The organism is Paenibacillus pinihumi DSM 23905 = JCM 16419 (genome assembly GCF_000422505.1).
GTDB classification, from domain to species: Bacteria; Bacillota; Bacilli; order Paenibacillales; family Paenibacillaceae; genus Paenibacillus_D; species Paenibacillus_D pinihumi.
The window spans coordinates 38,975-59,322 of sequence record NZ_AULX01000006.1 but is presented as its reverse complement, the minus strand read 5'-3'; the positions used below and the strand labels follow the sequence as shown (position 1 = coordinate 59,322).

General features: G+C 50.2%; 10 protein-coding genes. 6 read left to right on the top strand and 4 right to left on the bottom strand.

The annotated features are described in order from the left end of the window. Positions 1-78: 78 nt before the first annotated feature. Both H583_RS0100220 and H583_RS0100215 read left to right on the top strand, forming a co-directional pair. A complete protein-coding gene (locus H583_RS0100220; protein WP_028558707.1) occupies positions 79-9,381 on the top strand; it encodes a chitobiase/beta-hexosaminidase C-terminal domain-containing protein in 9,303 nt (3,100 codons plus the stop codon). Positions 9,382-9,425: 44 nt separating this feature from the next. Further along, entirely contained in the window at positions 9,426-10,121 is a 696-nt protein-coding gene (locus tag H583_RS0100215; protein WP_028558706.1) for a S1 family peptidase, read from the top strand. A 96-nt stretch (positions 10,122-10,217) separates the two neighbouring features. On the opposite strand, the gene H583_RS0100210 is transcribed toward H583_RS0100215, so the two are convergent. Next, complete coding sequence (locus H583_RS0100210; RefSeq protein ID WP_028558705.1) at positions 10,218-11,354, bottom strand: phosphodiester glycosidase family protein; 1,137 nt, start codon at positions 11,352-11,354, stop codon at positions 10,218-10,220. A 311-nt stretch (positions 11,355-11,665) separates the two neighbouring features. Beyond that, entirely contained in the window at positions 11,666-12,805 is a 1,140-nt protein-coding gene (locus H583_RS37440; RefSeq protein ID WP_154665761.1) for a hypothetical protein, read from the bottom strand. An 86-nt stretch (positions 12,806-12,891) separates the two neighbouring features. Here H583_RS37440 and H583_RS0100200 point away from each other — a divergent pair, with 86 nt between their 5' ends. The 3 genes from H583_RS0100200 (at position 12,892) to H583_RS0100185 (ending at position 15,078) form a co-directional block, all read left to right on the top strand. Beyond that, on the top strand, positions 12,892-14,067 hold the full coding sequence (locus H583_RS0100200; RefSeq protein ID WP_028558704.1) for a stalk domain-containing protein: 1,176 nt from the start codon (positions 12,892-12,894) through the stop codon (positions 14,065-14,067). Between the two features lie 149 nt (positions 14,068-14,216). After that, entirely contained in the window at positions 14,217-14,609 is a 393-nt protein-coding gene (locus H583_RS0100190) for a (deoxy)nucleoside triphosphate pyrophosphohydrolase (protein ID WP_028558703.1), read from the top strand. A gap of 286 nt (positions 14,610-14,895) precedes the next feature. Next, positions 14,896-15,078, top strand: a complete 183-nt coding sequence (locus tag H583_RS0100185) for a YjzC family protein (RefSeq protein ID WP_028558702.1) — start codon at positions 14,896-14,898, stop codon at positions 15,076-15,078. A 647-nt stretch (positions 15,079-15,725) separates the two neighbouring features. Here H583_RS0100185 and H583_RS31435 read toward each other — a convergent pair. Continuing rightward, the gene (locus H583_RS31435) at positions 15,726-17,084 is read right to left on the bottom strand and encodes an FAD-dependent oxidoreductase (RefSeq protein WP_036708015.1); all 1,359 of its coding nucleotides are present in this window, start codon (positions 17,082-17,084) and stop codon (positions 15,726-15,728) included. Between the two features lie 247 nt (positions 17,085-17,331). Here H583_RS31435 and H583_RS31430 point away from each other — a divergent pair, with 247 nt between their 5' ends. After that, on the top strand, positions 17,332-18,249 hold the full coding sequence (locus H583_RS31430) for a serine/threonine protein kinase (RefSeq protein ID WP_036708012.1): 918 nt from the start codon (positions 17,332-17,334) through the stop codon (positions 18,247-18,249). Here H583_RS31430 and H583_RS0100170 read toward each other — a convergent pair. Further along, positions 18,246-20,159 carry a VWA domain-containing protein gene (locus tag H583_RS0100170; RefSeq protein ID WP_281170076.1) on the bottom strand — a complete coding sequence of 638 codons (1,914 nt, stop codon included), beginning with the start codon at positions 20,157-20,159 and terminating at the stop codon, positions 18,246-18,248. The two genes, H583_RS31430 and H583_RS0100170, sit on opposite strands and share 4 nt — an antisense overlap. Positions 20,160-20,348: the final 189 nt, after the last annotated feature.

Below are 20,348 nucleotides of genomic sequence, written 5' to 3'. Positions count from 1 at the left end.
TGCTCACAGAAGATGTACATAGATTCTAGCTGCTCAATCCCATTGCAAGGTTCACAATCTATTTGAGGCGGTGCATGAATGATAGCGAAGCGATCATCGGTGTACAAACTTGCCATTGCCGTAATGTGCTTGTCGATTGCGGCTCTCGCAGGTGTCTATATGGCCAAGGCAGGTCCTGAGAGCTGGGACGGCTATGCCCAAACGGACTGGTACAACGAGACTTACGTAACCTTTACAATTGATTCCAAGGAAAAGCTCGCAGGTGTAGCCAAGCTGGTGAATGATGGCATATCGGACACGGGCGATGCGATAAACGGCTTCAGCGGCAAAATTTTGGAAATCGACCGCAACCTGGACTTGTCCGATTATTTATGGACGCCAATCGGCAATGCCGATCATCCCTTCAAGGGCACACTGATTGCCGAAGGCGGGAAGGTATTTACGATTTCCGGCATGCATGTCTCCAGCAGCCACAGCTATTGGGGGCTTGTCGGATATATGGAGGGCGGAACGGTAGGCGGCTTCGAATTCGCTGCCGATGGCAGCTTGACGGCTGCGAGTCCGGGCCATGACGTATATGCCGGTGCTGCTGTCGGCAAGATGACTGACAACAGCATTGTCTACCAGATTACGAATCATATCCCGATCCGGGTTCAAGAGGAAAACGATAAGGTTCATGCCGGCGGAATTGTCGGCGCAGGAGACGGGTCTATATCCAGTTCTGTCAATGAAGCCGGTATTACGGCAACAGGCTCCACAGCTATGGCTGGAGGGATTGCAGGCCACGGCGGACTTGCCGGTCTGAAGATCAAAAAGTCGGAGAATCATGGAGCGGTTGCTACGAAAAGCGGCGGAAGCGGAGATGTCTATGCGGGAGGAGTGGTCGGCTACGCCGAAGGCTCCCTGCGCATGGATGAAGAAAATACGCCGGTAACTAATACAGGTGCTATTACAGCAGAGCAAGGACAGCACAATTATGCCGGGGGGCTTGTCGGCCGGGCCGGCTCAGAAATTACCTTCTCGGAATTGTCTGGCAACAGCGGGGCGGTTGCGATTCAAGCTCCGCAGGCACTCGGCTCTTACGCAGGAGGGCTGATCGGAGAGATCGGTGCCGGGCAGACTGACCCGTTATTTCAGGTTCAGTTTGCGAGCAGTGCCCCGGTTGCCAATCATGGGGGCGCCAATGTCCATACGGGCGGAATTGCCGGACGGATTGACAGCAGCTTTACATGGGGCCACAGCTTTTCCAATGAAGTTGAGCTGTCCGCTTCAGGGCAATCTCAGGTCTACACAGGCGGTCTGATCGGAAGCATTACGGGCGAGCTGCGCTTTTTGGGCACAGCGGGCAATACGGCTGCTGTATCTGTAACCGGCAGCCCGAATGAAGCCTATACGGGTGGTCTGATTGGATTTGCCAGTCAGCGGCTGCTGTTGGATCATACCGCAGCGGAAGCCTATGACAACCGGGGCAAACTGACCGTTGAAGGCGGTACAGGTGTTTATACGGGAGGCATAGTATCCAATCAGGCTTATGCTGCTTCGGCAGGGGAGGCCCCAACGAATGTTGTCAGCACAGGGGACATCTCTGTAAATGGACAGACGAACCTGTATACCGGGGGCTATATCGGCCGCGTTGACGGCAGCCAGTTTGCAGATACTGCAATCGATGGTGCGGTATTTGCACATGAGATTCAGGTCACCGCAGACGGGTCCGGCGCGGAGTCCGGGGTTTTTACCGGCGGTATTATCGGTGCATACCATAACGGGACAACGATATCCAATACGTCTTTTACTGGCCGTATGAAGGTTCATGGCAAGGCTGGCGCCTATACGGGCGGAATTGCCGGTTATCTGGATGGCGGCACAATCACGAAGGCAACAGCAGGCAATACTTCTGCGAATTTTGCCTCTATTACAGCGGATGGCACGCTTGGGGGCGTGGCAGGCCATGCGAACGGGACGATCACGGATGTTCAGGTGCGCCATCTTGCACTTCAAGCCAGTCCCCGCAGTGTGGCGGGCGGAGTAGCAGGACGTGCGGAAGGCGTGATCTCCAAAGCAGTGGTTGGAGCGGCGGATCACGAGGCGAGCAGCAGTGTTACATTTGCAGCGGAGCTGGACGAAGCAGCTGTGGCACCGGCTGACGGCAGGGATGATATCATTGCCGGGGGGATTATCGGTGTGAACAGTGCCCAATTGGCTTTAACAGACAGTGGGGCTACGCGGATCACTCTAATAACAGAAGAGGGCAGAAGCGGCTATACATTCGGGGCCATAGCAGGCCAATTGACCAAGGATGCTGTGGTCGGTTCTTCGGAGATGCCGATTGCAGTACACCATGTGGCTGTGGATGTCAAGGCATCGGACAGCCTGATCGGCGGGATAGCCGGAACGAATGAAACTTCAGATTTGTTTGCGTCAGTGGAGCAGCTTGAGCTGAACCTGAATGCGGCTTCGATCAGCGCCGGCGGGGTTGCGGGAACGAACAAAGGAACGCTTCAAGCGGGAGCCAGCACGCTGGACGTGAAGGATATTACCCTTGGCAGCAGCGGGCAGGATAACCGGATCGGCGGCGTATTCGGCGAAAACAGAGCGTCTGTTGATCATGCGTTGGCAGAGAAGGTGACGATCACTTCTTCAGGGGCCGATAACAGGCTTGGCGCTATCGCGGGGTTGAATACGGGTGTGCTGACTGCGGGCCAGTCCAGTTATGCAGCCATCAAGGCAACTGGTGAAAAGACTGAGGCCGGAGGCATTGCGGGACGTCTGGAGACAGACACGGCAACAGGACTTACAGCAATGATTGCAGATTCCGTGGTGCTTGCAGGAGACGGGCAGTTGCTTCATACAACCGGAGCCGAATCGGCTATCGGAGGTATCGCGGGTTCGGCGAAAAATGCGGTGATCTCGAATTCGATCGTCCAGGCTGTAATACCGGACTACGCCGCGCTTTCCGTTCAAGGGCCGAAGGCAGCGGCCGGGGGGATAGCGGGCAAAGCCGAGGATTCCCGTCTTGTTGGCGATGCCATGACGGTAAATGCCGAAAATGTGATGCTGTCTACGACAGCGGCGGGAACGGAGGGCCACATCGGCGGACTGATCGGACATAGTGTCCGTACTAAGGCAGAGAAGCTGGTGGGTCATAAGATTAATCTTATTTTGAACGGGGAAAAGGCATTGGCAGGCGGTATCGCCGGTTATAACCAGGGCACGAATGGGGCGGTTATTACGGGAACCTACGTGACTGAGCTGAACATTAGGGCCAATCCATCCGCACAACAAGCCGTTATCGGCGGCTTTATCGGACGCAACGCGGCGCGTGACGGCGATACGATTGCTGATCCGGCAACGGGTGTCAGTACGATTCAAGCCAGCCGGGTTTCAGGAAGCATTCAGTCAAGTGCGCCATCCGCGGTAATTGGGGGAATGGCTGGCGAGAACAGCAGTCTGATTGCCAACAGCAGCATTACCGAGAAAAATTCGCTCGTATCCAAGGGAGCAAACTCCATTGCCGGTGGTCTGGTCGGGATGAACACGGAAGCCGGTGCCATCTATTATGCCTATACGAATGCCAATATGGGCATTGAAGGGGAAGGCACGCTGACAGGCGGGCTGGCGGGCGACAATAATGGAAGAATTACTGCTTCTTATGTTGATAATGACCTTACTGTCCGCACATTTGGAACAGCCGGACATGCTGTATTCACAGGTGGTCTTGCAGGGCGCAATACAGGAGCGATATTAAAATCCTATGCAGCTTCCAATGTGAAGGCGGACGGCAGCTATTCGATTACCGGCGGCCTCGTAGGCGAGCATGCGGCAGGAACCATTGATCATTCTTATTCCGCGAAGTCGGTTGCAGCGGCGAAGGATCATTCCTATGCCGGGGGCTTTATCGGACGTATTGTTGCAGGCAAAGTATCATACAGCTACTCTGCTTCCAAGGTGAGCGCGGGCAGCGGGGCATTTGCCGGCGGATTTGCAGGACGCTATGACAATGCCAGCAAGGAACTGTTGTACAAATCTTACTATATTAAAGATGAAGACAAAGCCATCAATAAAGACTTGCCGGATTTTGCGGAAGGCAATCACCGTTTCCTCAACGTCCATGCAAGACTGAGCACAATTTTGGCAGAGACGCTGGAAGACCGCAGTGTATTCCCGGGCTTGTCGGGCTGGGACTTCGCAACGGTCTGGAAATACGGATCGCTAAATGCAGCGTATAAATATCCGGAACTGAACCGTACGGCCAATAGCGGCGGCGGAGGCGGCCATGAGGAAGTGAACCAGAATATCCGCTGGTACATGATTGATAAGGACGCCATTAATTTTGAAATCAGCACGGAAGCGGAGCTTGCAGGTCTTGCTGCTATTGTGAACGGAACGGTTCCGGGTGAGAAAGCCTTCAATTTCGAAGGCCGGACGGTTCGGATCACCAAGCCGATCCATATCCAGTCCAAGCAATGGATTCCGGTAGGAGACAGCGCAGCCCGTGCGTTCCAGGGTACCTTTGCAGGAGGGGGGCACCTGATCGACGGCTTGACCGTATTGCCGGATCATGCCTATGCAGGCTTGTTCGGTGTAATTGGGACGAAGGGTGAAGTGCGAAATGTGAAGCTGGAGCCGCTTGCTGTGGAAGGCAAGCAGCATGCAGGGGCATTGGCTGGTCTGAACCAGGGGCTTATTTCTGACATTGACGTCCGTCTGCTGAATGGGGCGGAGATTAACGGACAGACAGTCGGCGGCCTCGTTGGCGAGAATGCAGGCCGGATGGAGAAGCTTGAGCTTACGCTGGATGGCGGCAGCAAGATCGCAGGCAGCATCGAAAATGCGATTGCTGGCGGCATCGCCGGAAAGAACAAGATGGCTGTGGATGCAGCCCTGTATAAAATTACGGCGGTTAACGGGGAAGTTACAGGCATAGCGGACGGTGCAACTGTCGGCGGGATCTTCGGTGAGCAGACCGGGAATGTTACCGGACTCACGACGAGTGTTGTGAAGGAATACCGCGTTTCGGCTGCGGGCAAGAGCAGTGTGGTTGGCGGAGTTATCGGCCGTTATGTTTCCGGCAAGGCTCAGGATATGACCCTGACTTTCAAGGATGGCCGGATTACAGCCAGCGGCGAAGAATCTGTTGCAGGCGGCGTGATTGGCCACTCTGAGCCGGGCAACACACTATCAGGCATTACCGTGAAAGGATTTAGCGAAGCCGGACCAGATAAGAAGAGCGGCAGTAGTACAGCAGCAGACGGTGCATTTGTACAGCTTGCAGGCTCCGGGGTTGCAGGCGGCGTGGTCGGTATCAAAGAGGGCAAGGGAACGGATGCCTATGATATCCGGCAGGTTCGCGTAGAAAATGTAAGGATTAGCGCTTCGGCAGGCAGAAAAAATGCTGTTGCGGGCGGCGTTGCAGGTTGGATAACGAAAGCTGCGATGTATGATGCCTATACACAAGCGGTTATCCGTGCAGATGGAGCAGATGCTGCAGTCGGCGGCATTGCCGGCATGTCGGATAACGTCATTTTCAGCAAATCTGTCGTTGTACCGGATATTTCTGTTGAAGCGGACTCCGGGGCAAGCGCAGTTGGCGGGATAACCGGCAGTCTGTCGTCGGACGACCTGAACAAAGCTTTTGACTTTGGGCAGCTTATTCCGCTCTACTATGGAATCTATCAGGCGGACGTTCAAGGCGGCAGGATTCAGCTGACCACAGAGGACGGCAACGCAGATTTGAGCCTAGGCGGAATTACAGGGATAAATAGCAAGGCTTCCATTTATTACGCCAATGCTGCATCTCAATTGAAGCTTTCCGGCGGCAAGAATGCTTCGGCGGGGGGCGCAGCCGGGGAGAACAGCGGTATTCTGGTGCATGTGAAGACAGACACAGCAATTCAGGCGGAATCCGCCAGCATCTACCATGTGGGCGGTGTTGCCGGCAAGGCGACAGCAGGAGAGATGCATTACTCCAGTGCAGCAGCAACCAACGGCGGAAAAATTGAAATCGGAAATGCTGTAACACGCAGCGGGGTTATGCCATCTGCGCATATTGGCGGATTTGTCGGTATGGCGGATGAGACGAAAATAACACACTCTTCCGCAAATATTCCTGTAAATGTGCAGGATACGAATCAGGATAACACGATTTATGCGGGCGGGTTCGCAGGCTTGCTGGGCGAGACCGCGGATGAAGCGGCGTCCATTGAGCGGACATATGCCACGGGCAATCTGACAGTCAAAGGCATTACCGGTGCATATACGGGCGGCTTTGCAGGTTCCGTAGACCAATATAACATTACAGATGCCTATGCATCAGGCAATGTTCACAACACCGGGTTTGACACGCGCAGCGGAGGCTTTGCGGCTGCCGTAGAGCGTGCAGCAAGCATTAGCCGTGCTTATGCGCTAAACGGAAAGGTCGAGACATTCGGCATCAATCATGCGACACGCGCTTATGCGGGCGGCTTTGCCGGATACAATGACGGGCAGTTGTCCAAGGTTTATGCCCATGTTCCAACCTTGTCCATCAATGTGAGCGGGGCCAATGTGTACAAGGGATCTCTGCTAGGCTATCAGTTCAGGCAGGGCAAGCTGACCGATTCTACGTACACGGGAGCAGCAACACCAGTTGGTTATAACCTGGGCCAGACTGTGAGCGTAACATCGGTAGAAGCAGCAGATATGACTGCTGTACGAAGCTGGAACTTTGAGCTGGACACTCTGTTTCTGAACGAAGCGGCCAATGACGGCCTGGTCATTCGTACAGCACCACAGTTGGCTGGCTCAGTGCATGTATTAAATGAAACAGGATTGCCGTATTATAAGCTCTTTAACCGGACTGCGGAGACAAAGCCGGAATTCGGAAGCATTCGTCTTGCCGCAGATATCGATCTTGCAGGCAGGGCATGGGTTCCGTTCGACAGCTTTAACGGGGTGTTCGACGGCGACGGGCATGTCATCTCGGGCCTTCAAATTTTAGGAACGGAGAATTCCGGTCCTTCAGCTTTCATGAAGCAAAACAAGGGAACTGTAACGAATCTCCGCTTCGATAATGCATCCGTTACAGGCGGTGCACATACAGCAGTCGTAGCCGGGATGAATGAGCAAGGCGCAGTTATCCGCAATATTGTCATCAAGAACGCCAAGGTTAAAGGTACGGATTATACTGGAGGCGTAGCAGGTGATAACAAAGGATCATTGACTCAGATTCAGGTGAGCGGCCTGACCCTTGAAAGCAATGGAATTGCCGGCGGTCTTGCCGGGAACAACAACGGGACGATTACGAAAAGCCAAGTGAATGTCGGGATCACAGCGGCAGGTACTTCTGCAGGCGGAGCAACAGGCGTCAACGCAGGACGCATCAGCAGCGTTACGACTGCTGGTCACATCACTGTAAAATCCGCACATGCGGAGCAGGCTGTGCTCGTCGGGGGGATTGCAGGTGCGAACCTTGCAGGTGCTGCAATTGATCACAGCTTCTCTTATGCTGACTTGCTGACGGAAGCAGCCGAGGTGCAGACAGGCGGCATCACTGGCCTGAACGCCGGGGAGATCAGCTTCAGCTACTATTCCGGACGGGCCGATTCCAGAGGAACGGCCAAATCATGGAACGGCGGTATTGCCGGCTATGCAGACGGCGGAACAATGGGCAATGTCTGGTCTGCCGGGGAGATCATTGCGTCGGTGAACGGCAAGCATGTTCCGGGCGTAACGTTCATTGGCGGAATTGCCGGACAGAAGACGGATGCGGGGGCAATATCCAACAGCGTCTACAACAAACAGCAACTGAAGCAGGACACAGCGTACTACAACAGCCAATTGAGGCCGGTTGCCGGCTCTGGCGACGATGCCAAAGGCTTACTGGCAAAGGAACTGGCACATGGTATACTTCCTTCGCAGCTTGATGCTGCCGGATGGAAAGCTGCCCAAGGCTACTACCCGCAGCTTATAGCGTTCTACGGAGCGGATAACTCTGCGATTAGTGCAGTGGCTGTCATGCTGGATGACAAGGATACCATTAACCATATTCATTCATCATTCGAACTGACAGGTTGGGGTGTGACATGGTCGGCAAGTCCTGCCGAAGCAGCCATTGAAAAGCAATCCGGCAAAGTGACAGGCACACTGAAAACAGCAGGCACAGCCGTTCTGACTGCAGCGGCGGGCGAAACGAAACGGCAAATTGTCATTCATGCGCCAGCTATCAAATACGCAGAGACGGCAAAAACGCCATCTGTCGTATCGGGTGATACCAGCTTTACCGATCAGGTGTCCGTAGTGCTTGGTGTTCAGGAGCCGGATGCAGTCATCTATTATACGTTGGACGGTAAGCAGCCAACCGAACAATCGGCACTGTATACAGGACCGGTTGTATTGAAGCAGACGACCACAATCAAGGCAATTGCGGTCGCGTCAGAGAAGGAACTCAGTGACGTATTTACAGGCGTATGGACGAAGCAGGCGCCTCCGGTATTTGGCGGAGGAGGCGGCGTCTACATCCCGGAGAAGCAAGATAAGCCAGTCATTCAGGTATATACCGGACAGAAACCGGTGAGTACGGGCAAGGACGCTCCGGTGGTTATCGCCCGCAACAGCAAATTGACACTGACAGCTCCTGCGGGACAGATCATTTACTACACGACAGACGGAAGCACGCCAACTGTGAACAGCCAGCAGTATAAGGGCGAAATCATCATTACCGGCAATGTGACCATCAAGGCGATTACGAGCAAGGATAATCAAGTCATGACGATGCGTTATGAAGTCGCAAATGCGGGCTATGAATTGAAGGGCAATGCGAGCCAGATTAAGTACATGACCGGCTACAGCAATAACCTGTTCAAGCCGGATGCGGCCATGACCCGCTATGAACTGGTCGGGGCACTCGCTCCGCTGCTCGATAAAGAAAATGTCACCGTTGCAAGCTTGTTCAGCGATGTAGGAGAAAAACAGTCCGATGAGATTGCCTTCTTCGCTTCGGCTGGTATTTTGCAGGGCTACCCGAATGGCACTTTTGGCGGAGAAAAGCCGCTGACAAGAGCAGAATTCGTCGTCATGCTCTCCCGGGTGCTGCATCTGGATGTTTCTGAGCGTTACCAGGCCGGAGGCGCTGGCAATGGTGCTGATTCAGCAGCAGGAACCGGGGCGCTCTTAGATGTGAAGGTTCACTGGTCAGCGCCTTATGTTCAGGCATTCGTGAAGGAAGGGTATGTGAAAGGCTTCCCTGACGGCACATTCAGACCGGACAGCAAGCTTTCCAGAGCCGAGGCAGTTGTGCTGATCAACCGTATTATTGGAGCTGAAAAGAAGAAGCTTCCGGCAAAATATAATGACTTATCGCCTTCCCATTGGGCCTATGAGGACATTATGCCAGTCGTTCAATAGTGTGCAGCGGGATAAGAGTGAGTAATAGAAGAGGAGCATGACAAATGTCCAGCAGAGTAAAAATGATGATGCTGTGCCTGACGGCTTTGCTGATTTCCGGCATGGCTGCTTTTACTAACGCTTCGCAGGCAAGCGTGCCTGACTCGTATAATGCGAAGGAGAGCTATGCGCTGGCCCGCAGCGCGATGCTCTATTTACGGGTCATGGGCAGCAGTGAGGCTGTCAAGGCAGTAGGGTCCGGCGTTATCATTTCCTCTGATGGAACGGCTGTTACTGCTTATCATGTTGTCAAAGGCGGGGAGCGGATCGAAGGCGTCTTGTCAGACGGCAGAACAATCGGGCCGATTACAGTGACTGCCTATGATGAACTGACGGATGCGGCGATTCTGAAGCTTCCGCCGGCCAAGGCGGCAAAAGGCAAAAAGGAAGCCTATCCCTTCCTTCCTTTGCGTGAGCCAAAGCTCGCGCATGGGGAGAAGATTTTTGCGCTCGGTTATCCGATGAAGGATACTCCTGTCATTACAGAGGGAATCGTCAATCATCCGAATGCGGAAGTAAACGGAAGAGGGCGGATTTTAACATCTGCCCAGATTGTCAGCGGCATGTCAGGCGGCCCCGTACTTGATGAGCAGGGGCGGCTGAGCGGCATTGTTTCCGGCTCCATGCGGACGATGCCCGGCATTCATCTGGTAATCAACATGGACGATGTGCGAGGTCTTTTGCCTGCTGCTAGCCATTGACATTGCTTAATAGAGTGACAGACAAAAAACGATCAAGGCTCCGCAGGGCAGCGGGGACTTGATCGTTTTTATTTTCAGTACCGCGGATGCTTGTCCTTAATATTTAATCAACAAAGCATTGCTGATTTGTCTGCCTGGAGTTGTCAGGTAGCTGCCGTTGTAATACAGCCCGCTGGAAGCTCCGCCGTCAAGGTTCATTGCCTGGTAAGCACCAGCCTGCTTCATTATTTCCGCCATTTGCGGGATGGTCGCTCCGCCGGAAGTTACGAGCAGCAGCTGATGGTTGGAGGTAATGCCAAGGGCACTGCGCGCACCGCCGCCGGTCAGAATTTTCGGATCGCGGAAGCCTTCCTCTTTGACATTCAGCGATACTTTGCCGTTCACAACCAGACGAGGCCCTACCTGAAGGGCGCCTTCAATGCCGCCTTGCTTGAAGCGGTCAGGGAAGTCCGTGCCGGCAACAAGCTCGGCCAGATTATTTTTATCATAAATAAAGGCTGTTTTCCGGTCGCCAGAGCTTGTTTTTTTGGCCTTCCCCCCTTGTACAATCCAGCCGTATGGTGTCCTGTAGCTGTTATCGGAATAAGCGTCAAAGAATGTGCCGTTAATCGCAATATTGGCCTGGTTCCGTTTGGCGATGCTGCTTAGTTCCTCGACCTTGCCAACCGTGTTGTGGGCCAGCGCCACATCAAGCTGTACCTTTGGATGCATCAGATTGACGGTCACGACACGAACGTTAAAGGACTTGCTGCCAACCTTGAAGGTTTTCAGTTGGCTGGTGACCGGCTGGCCCAATGTTCCGCGCTTAATAACCGGAAGGCGTGTCTGCTTCCCGCCGGCAGTAACGTTAACGGATGAAGTGTCTGACTGCCATCCTAATTGAATGCCGAGTGCCTTGCTGACAAAGCGGAGCGGGACATATGTACTGCCGTTATCTTCGAACGGCGGGGCATCGAGCCGCTGCTGCTCATTATTAATAGAGGCTGAGGAACTGCCTACATAGAGCGTAATTTTGTCCTGACCCTTCGTAATGTCCACCCGCTTCGCGGCGGCGGTCCATTTCACAGATGCTCCGGCATATTCGCTCAGGAAGCGGATAGGTACGAAGGTACTATTCGTTTTCGTATCCAGATAGCCGAAATTTTTAGTCTTGTTGGATGCTGCCTCCGTTACATGGGGCTGAATCATGGCCGCGGCGCAGAATAGCATAACCGCAAGTGCAAATTTTCTCATGGTGTAAATGCTCCTTAATTGATAGAATTCGGTTTCCTTTACTATTATCGGCAGCTGTCCTTCCAGGATGAAGCATGTTTTAGATTTTAGAACAGACTTGATAGGGATGCAATTTTATGAAAGAGATTTAATGAGTGCCGCGGATATTCTGTTTCTGTATGTCTGTACTGCCCAAAACCGACCCGCTATTTTCCGGCAGACGCAAACAATAGCCGCTCCCTTTTTAATCTAAGAGGATAACGGCTATCTATAAGAAAGACTATTGAGTTTGTTGGTGGCCTGCTGATCGCCGCCCGAGCGCCCACAATGAATTAATGGATGATATACTTCCGCTGCCCGATCCGGACATGAATAGCAGATTGCTGTCGTGTTCGGCTTGTGTGGCTGGCTGATATTGTTGATTCGGTATTTCGCTCACGTAATTGGGGATTTCCGAGGGATGAATTGCCAGCTGCAAACGGATAGAAATAGGAGAAGTCCGGATGATAGTATGCATTCGTCAAATATGCTGAGCGTGTCGCATTGGGACCGCGGGTCTGGTTTAACGCATCAATAATCGCCTCTGCAGATTCAATGCCAATGCCATGCCCGTAATATAAATCCGGTCCGACCTTCACTACATTCTCCCCCTGCCATTCTGGTCTTTGCGGATCATGGTCGGGGTTGGCAAAATACAGGACATCTCCCGGCAAAGCTTGGCTGCTGCCCTGCTCCTGCAAAAGATGCAAATCAGGATCATAGTGCCAGTCATAAAGCAGCAAATCGGCAAAGAGACGGTTAAATACAGGTTCTTCTATAGAGTCTAACACCCCTTTATAAAGGACAATAACAGTAGCCGTGGCACATTCAAATGCATATTGATGGCCGTTAGCAAAAATATCCCGAATGCCGTCTGCGGGAGTCACCGAATTCCTGAGCTGAAAACCGCCTTGATCGGTTAAAATCCAAAACCTTTCATTGCAGCGGGAATTTTTGAAGTCTGCAAAGCCGGCACCACTGTCATTAAGCGCATAGGCCGCTTTGACAATATTGGCACGCATTATTTTTTCAAAATCGGCAGCATCCCGGTAAGCGAGACCAGCTTCAGCAAGATTTTCGTCGGAAAGATTCCCGTTGAGGATTTCCGGCTGTGCCGCTTGTTCAGCTTCAATATTTTGCCCGATTGCCCCTGTTTGACTTTCCAGCCCCGCTTCGTTGGTCCAATAGTTGGTGCCGTTGTCAGCGCTGCTACCGGAAAGTTCGTTGTTCCCGCTATTCTGTGTCACACTGCATCCTCCTTTTGCTGTCATTGTCATACTTCCATTGTATGGGCGGATGTGTAGGGCGTGCATAGGGGAAAGAGACAAATGCACAAGAGAAAGTTTGATTAAACGATGATTTGATAATGATGGAGAATCATTGTATGATCCAAAAGCAAAAAAAGATTCCCTAAAATATTCAAATTCATTCAAAATTCATATAAATTGCAAGGAGATTTTACCGATATATGGAGGGTGGTAGAAATAGAGAATATATATAAAGAAGGGACATGTTCAGAATGAAGAAATCAATTGCAGCCATCATGATGGTCATCATGCTGGTTCTTGCTGCTGTTCCGGTATCAGCTGCGGAGAAACAACAGGGGCAGACGGTCTACATTGCAGGAAAGAAAGTGAATTATTCTCAAGCTCCTGTCACAATGAATGGCTCTACGATGGTATCCGCGCGGGAGACCATGGAAGCCATGGGGTTAAAATTCACCTATGACAAGGCGAACAAACGAATTATCGGTACAAGCGCCAACAAGCAGATGACCGTATCCATCGTCTTAAATCAGTGGACGGCTACAATCAATGGCGTATCTGTATTTTTAGGATCACCGGCAGTAGAGAAGAACGGCCGGATTATCGTGCCGCTTCGTTTCCTCGTTGATAGCCTCGGAGCTTCAATGGAAACCAAAGGCAGCCAGATTAATATTAAGCTGAATAGCCAAGGCAGCAGTAAATACAATACCGGCCTGCCGCTGGAAATTACGAATACAACCGTTACCAACCGGGGCAAAGACACAATTACAGTAAATTATTTCACCTATTTTTATGAAGACTGGGAGATTTATACGTATAAGCATTCCTTGACTTTAGAACCCGGAAAAAAAGGTGTTTTTGAACTCTCCACACAGCATACAGGGAGCCATTTTGATTACCAGTCGGATACGGACTTGATTTTTCTAGGGAGACTCATTGAAGGTATCAGTGTCAAAGACATTGTAACTGCCAGCAAAGGCTTAGCATATGTAGAAGAACATTACCTCAGCAATGCGTTTGAAGATAACGTTATTGCGATGTTCGAAAGACACATTAAAGAATTTGACGACAATTTAAAACAGAGATTAAAGCAAAATAAAAACGTTCCGCTTGAAATTATCGAATGGAGTATTTCTTATGATGTACTGAACTATCCTGAAGCTAATATTGCAGTACGAAATTTAACGGATAAAACAATTGCTTCTTTTGAATTGTCATTTAGCTGCTATGATGCTTTTGGCCAAAAAGTAACGTATCGTTTCGGGAACAGTAACAGGTTTAAAGGAACAGCTGTGAATAGTGATATAAAATCCGGCTATGCCCAACTTGTGACTTGGGATTTGACTTATTATGCGAGGACATCACAACTGAAAAATATCACAATTGATAAAGTCGCATTTTCCGACGGGACGGTATGGAAGAAGAAATAAATTGTATTGCGAAAGAGCACTTCGGTGCTCTTTTTGTTATGATAAAATTCATACAAGGTGAGGTCCTCAGCTTCAAAATCAAAGTGCCTTACTATAAGAAGGTTATGTGTGAAAATGCAAATTTCTTCAAATAAAAGGAGAAAAATTTTATGATCGAAGTAGCGGCAGCAGTAATCGTAAATGAACAGGGCCGATTGTTAATCGCGAGACGGAAGCCGGGGAAAGCACAAGGCGGGCTGTGGGAGTTTCCTGGTGGGAAGCTCGAACCGGGAGAGTCGGCGGAAGATTGCTTGCGCAGAGAGCTTCTTGAGGAAATGAATATACAAATTCAACCTACGGAACGTTTGGGTGTGCATGAGCATGATTATGGAACAATAGTCATTCGACTCATCGCTTATAAAGCGGTCTATACTGGTGGGGATATCGTTTTATCCGACCACGATAAATACGATTGGGTCAAGCCTGATGAGTTTGCAGCTTATGAATTTGCCCCCGCGGATATTCCATTTGTGAAACAACTTCATGTGCCAGGTGACACTTGACCGAAATTAAAGTGAGAAGTTGAAATGTAAGTGATTCTAAAGCCAACTTAATTAGGGATCATTTTAAGCAGAAATGCGATGCATAGATGTAATTTTTCCATGCGTTCATTAGTATATGCAGTGTGAGTTAGAGCAATTAATGGCTGCCGGCATTGTGCCCAATTTTCTTTTATCCTTAGCAAGAAGTGTTACTCATGCTGTCCGATTGATTTGAGCAACCTACAAGGAGATTCATGGCTTAAGGGCTGTGCAATCTTCGGGCAAATTATGTGAGGAGGCGGCAGCGATGGGTGAATGGACAGAATACCGTCCGGGCGACAAGGCGCCTAATGACGGGAATTATATTGAAGTTGGAGAAAATGACTTTCACATGGGAATCGAAAATCCGAAAAAAATCCACTTGAACAAAGGCGACCAATTCCCTGACACATCGAATCATAATCGCAAATGGAAAAAATTAAAGCGTTAATTGAATTAAGAATGTATAAAGCAAACCAATATGGAGCATATTAAACTTGACGGTGAAAAGAGAGGTGTGGTTCCGTTGAACCAGTTGGCGCAACAACCGCAAGAGGTTTATTTCCGTTAAAGATTGAAGCAGCGAAGTGCTCAAGCAGACTCAGGTTTGTAAAATGCACAAACACCGCAACCGGCGGTGGATCAAAGCTTCGAACTACAGCAGTGAAATGCAGCTCGTTCCTAATCAACACCGTCAGAAAAAGGACTCGCAAGAGTCCTTTTTTCTATCAATAACACTGTCTCCTGATACGTAATTATAATGAACTACATTATATCAAGCGCATAACTCCCCGATAACAACTATGGATCTGCCTTGAAAATTACAGCCCTGCCTCTAATATGATTGAATGTCCTCTGCAGATGGAAAATGTTTGATTTGTCTGTCTAATGGTGGACATTGCCCTATACTGAACCATTAAAAGCCTTGTCACTATATTTAGTTTTCAGTGGGGCCTTATATCTATATCTAGTCTGATTTCTCAACGGAGAAATTATATCTCAAATTTAATTAGTGTCCACTATTTGAAAGACAAAAAGGCTCATACTGTCCATTCCGAAAGGACAGTATGAGCCTTTAGTTAACCCTCTAAGTGTTGCTTATACAGTAGCAAGCTTATTACGCTCCGGCACATAAGCCTGCAATCCTGCTTGGTTCAAGATGTTCCAAGGCTTGTTGTAATGGGGCTGGAAGAAGAAGTCGACGAAGCCCAGTTCATCCATGGTCATGCGATTTTGAATGCAAACCGACAGCGTATTGATCGATTGAGTCAGATCTGCCTTTGACAGCACTTGTGCACCAACAATACGGCCGGTAGCTTCTTGATATACGACCTTGAGCAGTGCTTTCTCATAAGTCGGCATAAACTCCGGACGGTAATTGTCATGGATTGTGACAGATTTCACAATCAAGCCCGCATCAAGTGCCGCTTGCTCGGTCAAGCCAGTCGATGCAATGTTGAGATCAAATATTTTAATGCCCGATGTGCCCTGTGTACCCATGTAACGAACAGTTGGCTTGACAATGTTGCGCGCAACCAGTGTTCCCATCCGTACAGCGTTGGTAGCGAGCGGGATATAAGCCTGTTGTCCGGTTGGGTTGTAGCGGACCGCACAGCTGTCTCCAGCGGCGTAAACATCCGGATTGCTTGTGCGCATATATTCATCTATGATGATCGCACCATTTCCCAGCATGTCAACCTGCCCGGCAAGCAATCCTGTATTCGGGCGGAAGCCGATGCACATAATAACCAGGTCGGCTTCATATTCCCCGGCATTAGTAATGACCCGGCTGACCTTGCCATTCTCTCCGGCAAAGGCAGTTACACTTTGATTCAGTGCCAGCCGGACATGCCGCTGCTTCATTTCTTCTTCCACAATATCGGTATATTGGGCATCCAGATATTTATACAGCACCCTTGGCGTATTATCAATAACGGTCACTTGCTTGCCAAGCTGTTCAAAGGCTTCCACCAGCTCAATTCCGATATATCCGGCTCCGACAACGACAATCCGCTCTGCGCTTTTGGCTCTGTCGATGATGGCTTGGGCATGAGCATAGTTTTTGCAAAGCAGAATATTATCCAGGTCAATGCCTTCCATCTTCGGAATGATCGGCCACGACCCCGTCGTCATTACCAGTTTGTCGTAGGTGTCGGTTACAGTCTCATCCTTGATCAAATCCCGCACAACGACCGTTTTTGCTTTCGTATCGACCGAGACGACATCATGAAGCATTTTGGTTTGGACACCAAGCGCTGCAAGCTGATCCGGCGACGAATAGAAAAGCGATTCGGCATCATGCACAACACCGCCGACATGCAAGGCAATACCGCACGAGAGGAAGGAGATATTATCATTCCGTTCATACACGGTGATTTGCGCTTCAGGGTAAAGCTTTGCCATTTGGGTTACTGCAGCCGTTCCTGCGTGGGTACAACCAATCACGATAATTTTCATAGATGTCAGCCTCCTTGGAATATACTTGTGAATTAATTCACAATATAAAATGTGCTGTGATTTATTTCACAATGTCTTGTTGATTCTATAATATGACGGATGAAAACAAATTGCAAGAGGTAAGTGAAATTTGTCACAATGTCGTAATAAGTCTAAAATTTCTTCTGTATGCTGTCGATAATTGTTGTAGACAGTAAATTTCAACGCAAAATGGGCGGTTAAAATTTGGTTAACGGAGCTGCAAGATATGGAATTGAAGCCGATTACACGACTGCATGAAGTCTATCGGATTGAGGAATTGATTTCCGCAAGTGAGTTGTCCTATGTCTATACAGGGCATCATATCAAGAGCGGAGACAAATGCGTAATCAAAGAATTTTTCCCGGCTGCTGCAGCCAACCGGGACGTGGACGGGAAGACAGTCGTTTGCCGTTCTCCGCTGCTCCGGTCAAAGTATGAGGAGCTGCTGCGCGCATTTCAGAATGAAATTGAATTGCTTAAATTGATCCAGCATCCGCATATCGTGGCCTACAAGGATAATTTTACAGAGAACGGGACGGTCTATCTGGTAGAAGAATATTGTCCAGGTGAGACACTGGAGCAGTATATCGGCCGGAAGGAGACAATCGGAACGTCCTCTTTTTTCCGGCAGACCTTGATTCCGCTCTTGCATACGCTGGACTATCTGCACGCGCAGGGCATCATTCACCGGGATTTGAAGCCCGGCAATATAATAATTGGCCCCGGGGGCGTACCCAAGCTGCTTGATTTTGGAGCCGCCATCGATATTTACAAAACAAATCACAAGCAAATCTTCACAACCCCTTCTTATTCACCGCTTGAATTTTACTCGGACCGATCCAGGCAGGGCAGCTATTCGGATATTTATAGTCTTGCAGCCGTGTTGTATTACGGTTTAAGCGGCCACCGTCCAATTGATGTGCCCAAGCGCATTCTCGGGGAGCCGATTGAACCCATTAGGCGATGCAGCAGGCGTCCGGTTACCCCATGGCTCTCATATACGATTATGAGGGGGCTTGCGGTCCGCAATCATCAGCGTTTTGACAGTGTGCGCCCCTTAATTCGGGCAGCCAAGGCGGAATGCTGGCTGCTTGCAGCCAAGGAAAAGCTCGGTCTGCACAAAAAAAGCCCAAGTCCCGGTTAACGGGAATTGGGCTTAGGTTCTTTATAACGGATCTCAATCTCCGTAACGCCATCCTCAAAGGTCACATACAGCTTGTCGTTGTAGACAAGTGTTCCCGTTTTCTCCGCAGGCAGAGGAGTCCGGCCAATGACAACCGTACATTTGGTCTGGTGCTTGACCAGCAAGGCATGATTTTTCCCAGGCACAAACCAGATATTTGCCGCTTCAGGCAAAATCTCATGAACCTCTAACTGCTGGAACAACTCTTGAAGTGAAATTTTTCCCTTCGCTCCAAGTGTATGCAAAGGCCAGTATTTCACCGGAATCTCATTCCCGCTTGCGGTGTCAAGGAAGTAGCCTTCGAGTCTTCCGAAAAATTTCGGCTTTGGCCGAAGCAGGACATATAAACCAGCCCCTGCCACCAGCGCAAGTCCGGCACCGAGGGCAATAATGGCATAAATGCTCCAAGGGGCGGATACGGAAAAGGCAATCTCGCCTGATGTGCTCCCGCCTTCGGGATCAACAGCCGTGACCCGAATCGTCGTGTCTCCGGCACGAAGCGGTGTAACGACAAGCTCACCGCCATCAACCACAGCCTTCAGTGAATCTCCGTTGCCAGCCTCAGCAGTGAACTCCAGCGTATCCTGGTTTGGATCGGTAAAAAAGTCACTCAGCTTAATACGCGCTGTGCCATCACTTTTGACAAGCTCGACAGGAGCTGCTCCTGCTGTTGCGACAGGCGGCAGATTTACAAGCTCAAGCTCGCGCAGCTCAGTCCGGCGGTAAAAATCCGATCCGTACATATACACATGTACCTGGTACTTGCCTTCATGAGGGAAAATATAATCCGCTGCAAAGCCGTTGCCATCCGCATTAAGCGTCATTGGAACAGAGATCTGCTTCTGCTCACCTCCAAGCTTCTTCACCACGAGCTCCGCAGAAAGTGAAGAATAAACATCCTTGTCTCCCAGATGCTGCTTATCTCCGGGTTTAGTCAGCCAGGATTCTACACGGACAGGCTGCCCTTTCACAGGCTCCTTGCCATCGCCCAGCTTGAATTCTCCCTGCAAATTGTAATTGCCAAACAGGTTGATTTTCACCAGATCCCCGGCCCGTCCCCTGAATTTGAGCTGAAGCTTCTCTTTATGGGGCTCCAGTATCTTCATGAGCACATATTTGCTAGATTTGAAAAACTGCACGTCCTTGGAGCTGAAGTAAATATGTGATTCAGATATCGGCTGCTTGGACAACAAAATAAGATTCAGCTCGGTCATGCTGGAATTCGGAATATTGACCGTCACTTCCTGTAATTGCCCATTGGCTGTTACAGCAGCGACGGGTATCAGCACAGATTGAATCTGCGTTGCGAAAATTTGATTGAATATTTCCGGTAAATCCTCTGCGCTGTCCGTAATGAATGCGGAGCCGCCGGTCTGTTTGGCAATCTGCTGCAGGCGCTCTTCGCGTACAGAACCGTCGCTGTTCAGGCCTACGGCATAGATGGGATAACCGGAGTCCCTGGCGAGCTTAATCGCCTGCCCGACATCCGCTTCAGAACTTTTTGCGGTACGTCCCCGGTTCACAGGTCCCAGTTCGATGTCCCCGTCTGAGAGCAGAATGAGCAGTTTGTTGCGGCCTTCGCTGCCGGTACCGCCGAGCAATTTTGCCCCTTCCTTCAGTCCTAATCCGAGATCGGAATAGCCGGAACGGCGCAGACTTTCAATCTGCCGCTTAATGCCGGATTTGGAGGACAGCGTCTCTCTAGCGACAATCTTATCATTATAGGCCACCAGGCCAAAGCGTGTACGCGCTGCCTCGCTCATATCCATAAACATGTTGATCACTTCAATTGCAATGCGGTCCTGATCCGTTTTATTCATTGAAAAGCTGGTATCCATGACAAATACCACATCCGTCTCTGCACTTTTCATACTTTCGGCATAGGCGGATCGGACGTCAGTAGCAGCAGAAAAAACGGGAAAAAGAAGAATGAAACACATTAAGATTCGACACGGATACGACAAAAATAGGTAATTTGTCCCTGTTATTTTCTTCATTTTTCCACCTATCATCCTATAATTAGCTATAAAAGAAAATGAAGGTAATTCCGATAAATACCA